Source organism: Corynebacterium tuscaniense (assembly GCF_008693065.1).
In the GTDB taxonomy this organism is placed as follows: Bacteria; Actinomycetota; Actinomycetes; order Mycobacteriales; family Mycobacteriaceae; genus Corynebacterium; species Corynebacterium tuscaniense.
On sequence record NZ_VXKH01000078.1, the window covers coordinates 1 to 6,327 of the forward strand.

Annotated in this window: 9 protein-coding genes; 5 read left to right on the plus strand and 4 right to left on the minus strand. The window is 59.7% G+C overall.

Annotated features, from left to right (window positions below; all coding sequences use genetic code 11):
• The 3 genes from F4V54_RS09815 to F4V54_RS09825 form a co-directional block, all read right to left on the minus strand.
• Nucleotides 1-683 (minus strand): PIN domain-containing protein (locus tag F4V54_RS09815; RefSeq protein ID WP_249041284.1); only part of this gene is annotated, 683 nt, incomplete at its 3' end.
• A gap of 131 nt (nucleotides 684-814) precedes the next feature.
• The gene (locus F4V54_RS09820) at nucleotides 815-1,369 is read right to left on the minus strand and encodes an LGFP repeat-containing protein (RefSeq protein ID WP_150387016.1); all 555 of its coding nucleotides are present in this window, start codon (nucleotides 1,367-1,369) and stop codon (nucleotides 815-817) included.
• 70 nt (nucleotides 1,370-1,439) lie between these two features.
• On the minus strand, nucleotides 1,440-2,105 hold the full coding sequence (locus F4V54_RS09825) for a type 2 periplasmic-binding domain-containing protein (protein ID WP_150387017.1): 666 nt from the start codon (nucleotides 2,103-2,105) through the stop codon (nucleotides 1,440-1,442).
• A gap of 22 nt (nucleotides 2,106-2,127) precedes the next feature.
• On the opposite strand from F4V54_RS09825, the gene F4V54_RS09830 reads away from it, so the two are divergent.
• Nucleotides 2,128-2,499 (plus strand): DUF5997 family protein, encoded by a 372-nt coding sequence (locus F4V54_RS09830; RefSeq protein ID WP_102723235.1) that lies wholly within the window; start codon nucleotides 2,128-2,130, stop codon nucleotides 2,497-2,499.
• Nucleotides 2,500-2,536: 37 nt separating this feature from the next.
• On the opposite strand, the gene F4V54_RS09835 is transcribed toward F4V54_RS09830, so the two are convergent.
• Complete coding sequence (locus F4V54_RS09835) at nucleotides 2,537-3,442, minus strand: HtaA domain-containing protein (RefSeq protein WP_150387018.1); 906 nt, start codon at nucleotides 3,440-3,442, stop codon at nucleotides 2,537-2,539.
• Between the two features lie 218 nt (nucleotides 3,443-3,660).
• Here F4V54_RS09835 and F4V54_RS09840 point away from each other — a divergent pair, with 218 nt between their 5' ends.
• From F4V54_RS09840 to F4V54_RS09855, 4 genes are all read left to right on the plus strand, one after another.
• A complete protein-coding gene (locus tag F4V54_RS09840) occupies nucleotides 3,661-4,557 on the plus strand; it encodes a transporter substrate-binding domain-containing protein (RefSeq protein ID WP_150387019.1) in 897 nt (298 codons plus the stop codon).
• Between the two features lie 3 nt (nucleotides 4,558-4,560).
• The gene (locus tag F4V54_RS09845; RefSeq protein ID WP_150387020.1) at nucleotides 4,561-5,214 is read left to right on the plus strand and encodes an amino acid ABC transporter permease; all 654 of its coding nucleotides are present in this window, start codon (nucleotides 4,561-4,563) and stop codon (nucleotides 5,212-5,214) included.
• Entirely contained in the window at nucleotides 5,204-5,875 is a 672-nt protein-coding gene (locus tag F4V54_RS09850) for an amino acid ABC transporter permease (protein WP_150387021.1), read from the plus strand. The genes F4V54_RS09845 and F4V54_RS09850 overlap by 11 nt, the downstream gene beginning before the upstream one ends.
• Nucleotides 5,876-6,327, plus strand: a 452-nt coding sequence (locus F4V54_RS09855) for an amino acid ABC transporter ATP-binding protein (RefSeq protein WP_150387022.1), incomplete at its 3' end; no start/stop codon positions are given.

Genomic DNA, 6,327 nt, shown 5'->3' on the forward strand with positions numbered 1-6,327 from the left:
ACGAGGCGCAGCCCGCCGCTCGGCGCAACACGTGCCAGCGCCGACTGCGTACCTGCCTGCACCCGCACGCCACAGTGCACCGGTAGATCCCCGGTGTCCACGGCGGCAATTCCGGTGGCGTAGAGCTCGTCGATCTCTTCCCCGGAGACCTCCAACTCAGCCATCCCCGTGTAGCCCGTGAGCACAACGTCCTGCGCGCGGTACTCCTGCGCGGGCAAACCCACAGCGCCGGCTTTCACGCGCAGTGGCACATCCTTGGTCACCAAGACGGTGTCCTTGCCTTCCTGCAGGAAGTTGTAGGCGCACGCGAGAATCCGGTTGTCATTCTCACTGCCCCGCAGCGCGGCCGGCAAGTTGTCCTGCGACTGGTGGTTCAACTCCACCCGAAGCGTGCCGCCGTCCACGTTGACGGGCATGGGCTGATCAAGCCGGTCATAATCGGCGCGCAGATCCTCCAAAAAGCGAAGAGCCTGGCGGGCGTACCAGCCAAGCTCTGGGTGATGGCGTTTGTTCTCCAGCTCCGTGATCACCACGAGCGGTAACACAACGCTGTGCTCTGCGAACTTCCGCAGCGCCCACGGGTCGGACAACAAGACCGATGTATCCACCACGTAGGTTTTCAACGCCGTTGGAGGCGTGAGTTGTTCAAAGGTATCCAGTTGCGTAACAGGAGGGTTCAACATGTAGCTCCCCTAGTGCGGTTGGCATAAGCCGTCACCGGTCTTCGCGGTGCCCGGCACCCGTCACACTAAGGGAGCAAGGTGGAAATTACATCGCTGTAAGATGAACTTCCGGTTACAAGTGATCCGTGCCGCTAGCTAATGTGCTCCGCGAACACTCCGTTCTCTTCCCGCCACTCAATAGTGCCATTCTGGAATTCCTGGGCCCAACCGGTGCCGTCCGCGAGCGCCTTCTCAGTGCTCGTAGGAGCACCGATCTCAGAGTCGAGGCCACCCTGTTCCTTCCACACGCGCGCAATCTCACCCACAATGGCGACGGGGCCTACCTTAGGGGTGTACACGATGTTGTTTCCACCGTCGTACGCAATGAAGGTAGTGCCGTCCTCGCGGGATTCCACTGTGACGGGCTCGCCCCAATCCTTCAGCCCGAGTTCGTCGGTGGCGTTTGCAGCCTTTGCCGGAACCAGAACCTTCTTGCCGTCCTTGGTGGTCAACTCAACAGTGTCACTGTCCGCAGCATCATTTTCCGCGGTGTCATTGTCCGCTTCCGCGGTACCAGATTCACTGCTGGAGGTGGTTTCAGTTGCTGTGGTGTTCTTGTCCTCCTGATCATCCCCCTCGTTCGAGCAGGCAGCCAAGCTAACAGCCAGCGCAAGAGCTGTAACAGAAGCAGCAATCTTACGGTTCATAATGGGAAATCCCCTTTCTTTGAATGCAGGACGTTTGCCCTGACTATGCAAATCATAGGCAAAGAAAGACCTAGCTGCGTTTCCGGTGCGGCCTCGTCCTCAACGTCCGGGCAGTCTTTCGGGGGCGCTGATGTGCGTTTTTCTTGGTTGACTGGGGCTTTTTCTCCGCACCTCGCGACGAGTTCCGTGTCCGACCTTTGGCCACCCCCACGAAGTCTTGGATGGCATCACTGTCGTCACTGACTTTCCACACTAAACCGATTTCCGTCGGGCTCATGCCTTTCGGTTGCGCGGTGAGTTCCACCACCGCGACCTGTTTTTTAGATAAGACCTTCAGCAAAGGGGCTGGCGCATACGCGATGCCGACATTAGCGGCGACGATATGGAGGGCGGAGCGGAGGTCGTCGATAAGCGAATGGGCGCTGTAGGTGAAATTGATGATCTCCCCGGTGAACTCGCGCGGCGCGAGCTTCTCCCCCATCTCCGCGAAGACCGAATCTTTGGGCACAGCTACGCCGGGCGCTTCGTTGTACAGATTGACGCGGTGGTACGTCTCCCCCGGCTCCCCGACACGCTCATCCGGCAGGCGCATGAGCGCGAGATCCGCCTCGCTCGCTTCAACGAGCGCAAACGGGTCATCCGAGGGGAGTTCCGTCAGCCCGTGGTCCGTGATCTCGCGGTAACGCGCGAACCACTTCCCCGGCTCCGTACCGGTAACAAAAGCAATGCGCAGCATGCCTCGATGCTACCGTTTGGTCATGAGCGAAACTCCGTCAACCGCCCCGTCTAGCACCGCCATGAAACCGGCAACCGCCGCGAAGAAACTAGGCATTTATCTGCCCGCCACCCCGCCTGAATTCCAAGAAGGCGGCATCACACACGCCGAGCTACGCGAACTGCAAGACAACCCGCCCCAGTGGCTGACCGACCTGCGTCTGGAAGGCCCCCACCCGCGGCCGGAAGTTGCGCGCAAACTGGGCATCTCCATTACCGCGTTGAAAAACAACGACATGGATAAGCCCCTGACCAGCGCTGAGATTAAGGAGCTTCTGAGCAACCAGCCCGCATGGCTGTCAGAGGCGCGCCGCATTCACGCTGAATCGCGTGGCAGCGCACCCGCCGACGATTAGTCCCCCCCCCCCGCTCTCGCGCATTAATGTTCGCGCCTTAGCGCGGCGCCGGCACACCCGGGATGAGGCCGGCGAACCACGCACCAACCGCACCCAGGATGGCCAGCAGCGCGAGGACAACGCCGAAGCCGATAAAGGTGTCCAGGTTGATACCGATGCCACCGGAGTAGTCGTAGGTCTTCTCTTCGGCCTTCTGCGGCTCAACCGGCTTATCGCCATCCTTGGCAAAGTTCAGCGAAAGATTAACGCGACCATCCTTGAGCTCCTTACCTTCGGGGTAGTTCAGCAGGGACTCCGCCCCACCCTTCTGCAGGATGGGAATCAGCCCGGACAAATTGTCGCTTGTTCCAGCGCCGACATCGAGCTTCCTTCCGAGATCGAAGGTTGCTAGGACCTGGTTGGTCTCCGATCGGTCCTGCACATCCTTGTTGTTCACGCCACCCTTTACCGTGTAATCGGCGATGATAGATGCCTTGGTACCTTCTTCGATCTTGATCTTGAAGTTGGAGTAGCGCAGATCCAAGCCCCACGTTCCACCCTTACCCAAGCCCTTGTGCCCGAGGAACGAAAGGCTACCGAGGAGTGCAATGGTTCCGTTGCCATCCTTATCAAGTTGGGACGCCTCCGGATCGACCGGGAAATCAAAGCCTGTTACGGCATTGCCACTTGTCTTGGCACGAGCACCATCGGAGACCGTGATCTTTCCGCCACCAACACGGCCTTGGAGATAATCCAAGTAAGACTTCTTGATCGGCCAGGACACGGTGCCAGACTTCACATCCCCAGCCTTGAGCAGGCCCTCCTGGGACGCGTCCTGAATAGTAGCCGCAGCATTGTTGGGTGATTCCTGAGCCACAGCATGAGGCGCAACAAACACGCCAGCGGCCATGGCAGCGGCGGTACCAGCAGCTAGCAGAGTTCGGGTGAAAAAGGCACGAGACATGAGTGTTCCAATCGATCGAAAAATGTCGGGTTATTGCTGGTGGCGAGCCTATCACAGTGCTACATCATCATCGTTGAGCATCGCTGATCGCCCAGTGCGCAGCAGTGAGACAAAGGCGCACGTCAAACACACCATTTCACAATACTAGACAGAGTGGTGTAGTTTGACTGAACCAAGCGGTTTAACCGCGTCCCGTTCACTACAGAAAGTTCACCACTATGTCACTCTTCTCGTCCCGAAAGTCCCGCGGCTCCCGCAAACGCATTGCCGCTGGCGCCGCCGCTCTCTTTGCTGCCGTCTCCCTGACCGCCTGTTCCGCGGACTCCGGAAACGGCGCTGCCACTAACGGCGCGGAACCGTCCCCGAACTTCCGCGACGTCGCTGCAATTCAGGAGTCTGGCACGGTGAAGATCGGCGTGTTCTCGGACAAGTCCCCGTTCGGCTACGTGGATTCGAATGGCGAGTTCGCGGGCTATGACATCGAGTACGGCAACCGTCTGGGCGAGGACCTGGGCGTGGACGTCGAGTATGTCCCGGTGGAGGCTGCTTCCCGCGTGGAGTTCTTGGACACCAACAAGGTCGACATCATCCTGGCTAACTTCACGGTGACTCCGGAACGTGCGGAGAAGGTGGATTACGCCAACCCGTACATGAAGGTGTCGCTGGGGGCGGTCACGCCGGACAATGCGCCGATCGACAGCGTTGAGGGGCTCGAGGGGAAGAAGGTGATCGTCGTAAAGGGCACGACCGCGGAGGCCTACTTGGAAAAGAACCACCCGGAGATCAAGCTGACCAAGTTTGAGCAGTACACGGAAGCGACGAATGCGCTTCTCGACGGCCGCGGCGACGCCTGGGTTACCGACAACACGGAGGCTCTTGCTTGGGCCGGTAAGACGGAGGGTTTCTCTGCCACGATCCCGACGCTGGGCGAGACCGACACCATCGCGGGTGCCGTGGCCAAGGGGAACAACGACCTGCGTGAGTGGCTGAACAACAACCTGATCGAGCTAGGCAAGGAGAATTTCTTCCACAACGCCTACGAGAAGACCCTGAAACCGGTCTACGGCGACGCGGTGTCCGCTGATGATTTGGTCGTTGAGGGCGGACAGCTCTAACTCATGGATCTTTCGGTCGTTACCGAGAACATCCCGGTCTATGCTTCGGCGGCACTCCTCACGGTGAGGGTTGCCGCCAAAGGCATCGTACTGGCCTTCATCGTGGGCGCTCTGGTGGCCGGGGTGCGGTTTTTCAAGGTGCCCGTGCTCAGCCAGATTGCGCGGGTGTACATCGAACTTTCCCGCAACACTCCCCTGCTGGTGCAGTTGTTCTTCCTGTACTTCGGCCTGCCCAAGGTGGGCGTTGTGCTGGAGAGCGAAACCTGCGCCGTGGTGGGTTTGGCTTTTCTGGGTGGCTCGTACATGGCGGAGGCGATCCGCGCCGGCTTAGAGGGCGTTGCCCCAATTCAGTTGCAGTCCAGTTTGAGCTTGGGCATGTCGCGGACGCAGGCGCTACGCTACGTCGTCGTCCCGCAAGCCACAGCATTGGCGTTGCCAGCGATCACTGCGAACATCATCTTCCTGATCAAAGAGACCTCGGTGGTCAGCATCGTGGCGCTGCCGGACCTGGTGTACACCGCTAAGGAGCAGATTGGCCAGACCTACGAAACGCGTGAGGCGTTGCTGCTTTTGGTTACGTTCTATCTGATTATCCTGCTGCCGGTGTCACTGATCGCAGGACAGGTGGAGAAGAAGGTGCGTGCGAATGTTTTCTGATCTCCAAGTGCTCGCCGACGGCAACAACTTCGCTCGCCTCCTCCAGGGCCTTGGCGTATCCATTCAGATCGCCTTGGCGTCAATGGGATTGTCGGTTGTGTTGGGGACGTTGTTGGGGGTGGTGATGACGTCGAGAAGCAAAATTGTGCGCGCCATCACCCAGACCTACCTGCAGTTTGTGCGCATCATGCCGCAGCTGGTGCTGCTGTTTCTGGTGTACTTTGACGCCACGCGTGCGTGGGGCCTGAACCTGGATGCGAGCGTCGCGGCGGTGATTGTGTTCACGCTGTGGGGAACGGCTGAGCTGGGCGATCTGGTGCGCGGAGCCATCGAGTCCGTACCGCAACACCAATACCTCTCTGCGGCAGCGCTGGGTATTGAGGGGCGCGCACTGTACCGTCACGTTGTGCTGCCGCAAGCGCTGCGTGGCCTGCTCCCGGCAACGATCAATCTGACCAACCGCATGATCATGACCACCTCGCTTGTCGCCCTGATTGGCGTGGTGGAGGTGCTCAAAGTGGCGCAACAAATCATCGACGCCAATCGCTTCGAATACCCATCCGCCGCCCTGTGGATCTACGGCGTGGTGTTCCTACTGTATTTTCTCGTATGTTTTCCCATCTCGCTCGCCGCGCGCAAGCTGGAAGAAAGGTGGAGCTAGATGTCACTTATATCGCTAGAGCATGTTTCCAAGACCTACCCCAACGGGCACAAAGCGCTTGTCGACGTCTCCGTGGCCGTCGCCCCCGGCGAAGTCCTGGCCATCATCGGCCCATCCGGCTGCGGCAAGTCGACGCTGCTGCGCACGATCAACGGGCTGGAGCCAGTGGATTCCGGCCAGGTCCTGGTCAACGGACGCGATGTCGCATCCAAGGCAACAAAACTCAAGGACGTCCGTTCCGACGTGGGCATGGTGTTTCAGTCCTACGACCTGTTCCCTCACCTGACCGTTATGGACAATCTGCTGCTCGCACCAAAGGTGGTCAAGGGTGTGGATCTCGCCGAGGCGCGCTCTCGGGCGCTTGGATTGCTCGAACGCGTGGGCCTCGCCGAGAAAGCCGATGCCCGCCCGCGCGAGCTGTCCGGCGGCCAGAAGCAGCGCGTGGCCATCGT

Coding starts and splice junctions, on each gene's coding strand:
- F4V54_RS09820 (WP_150387016.1), bottom strand. CDS start 1,369: ATGAACCGTAAGATTGCTGCTTCTGTTACAGCTCTTGCGCTGGCTGTT.
- F4V54_RS09825 (WP_150387017.1), bottom strand. CDS start 2,105: ATGCTGCGCATTGCTTTTGTTACCGGTACGGAGCCGGGGAAGTGGTTC.
- F4V54_RS09830 (WP_102723235.1), top strand. CDS start 2,128: ATGAGCGAAACTCCGTCAACCGCCCCGTCTAGCACCGCCATGAAACCG.
- F4V54_RS09835 (WP_150387018.1), bottom strand. CDS start 3,442: ATGTCTCGTGCCTTTTTCACCCGAACTCTGCTAGCTGCTGGTACCGCC.
- F4V54_RS09840 (WP_150387019.1), top strand. CDS start 3,661: ATGTCACTCTTCTCGTCCCGAAAGTCCCGCGGCTCCCGCAAACGCATT.
- F4V54_RS09845 (WP_150387020.1), top strand. CDS start 4,561: ATGGATCTTTCGGTCGTTACCGAGAACATCCCGGTCTATGCTTCGGCG.
- F4V54_RS09850 (WP_150387021.1), top strand. CDS start 5,204: ATGTTTTCTGATCTCCAAGTGCTCGCCGACGGCAACAACTTCGCTCGC.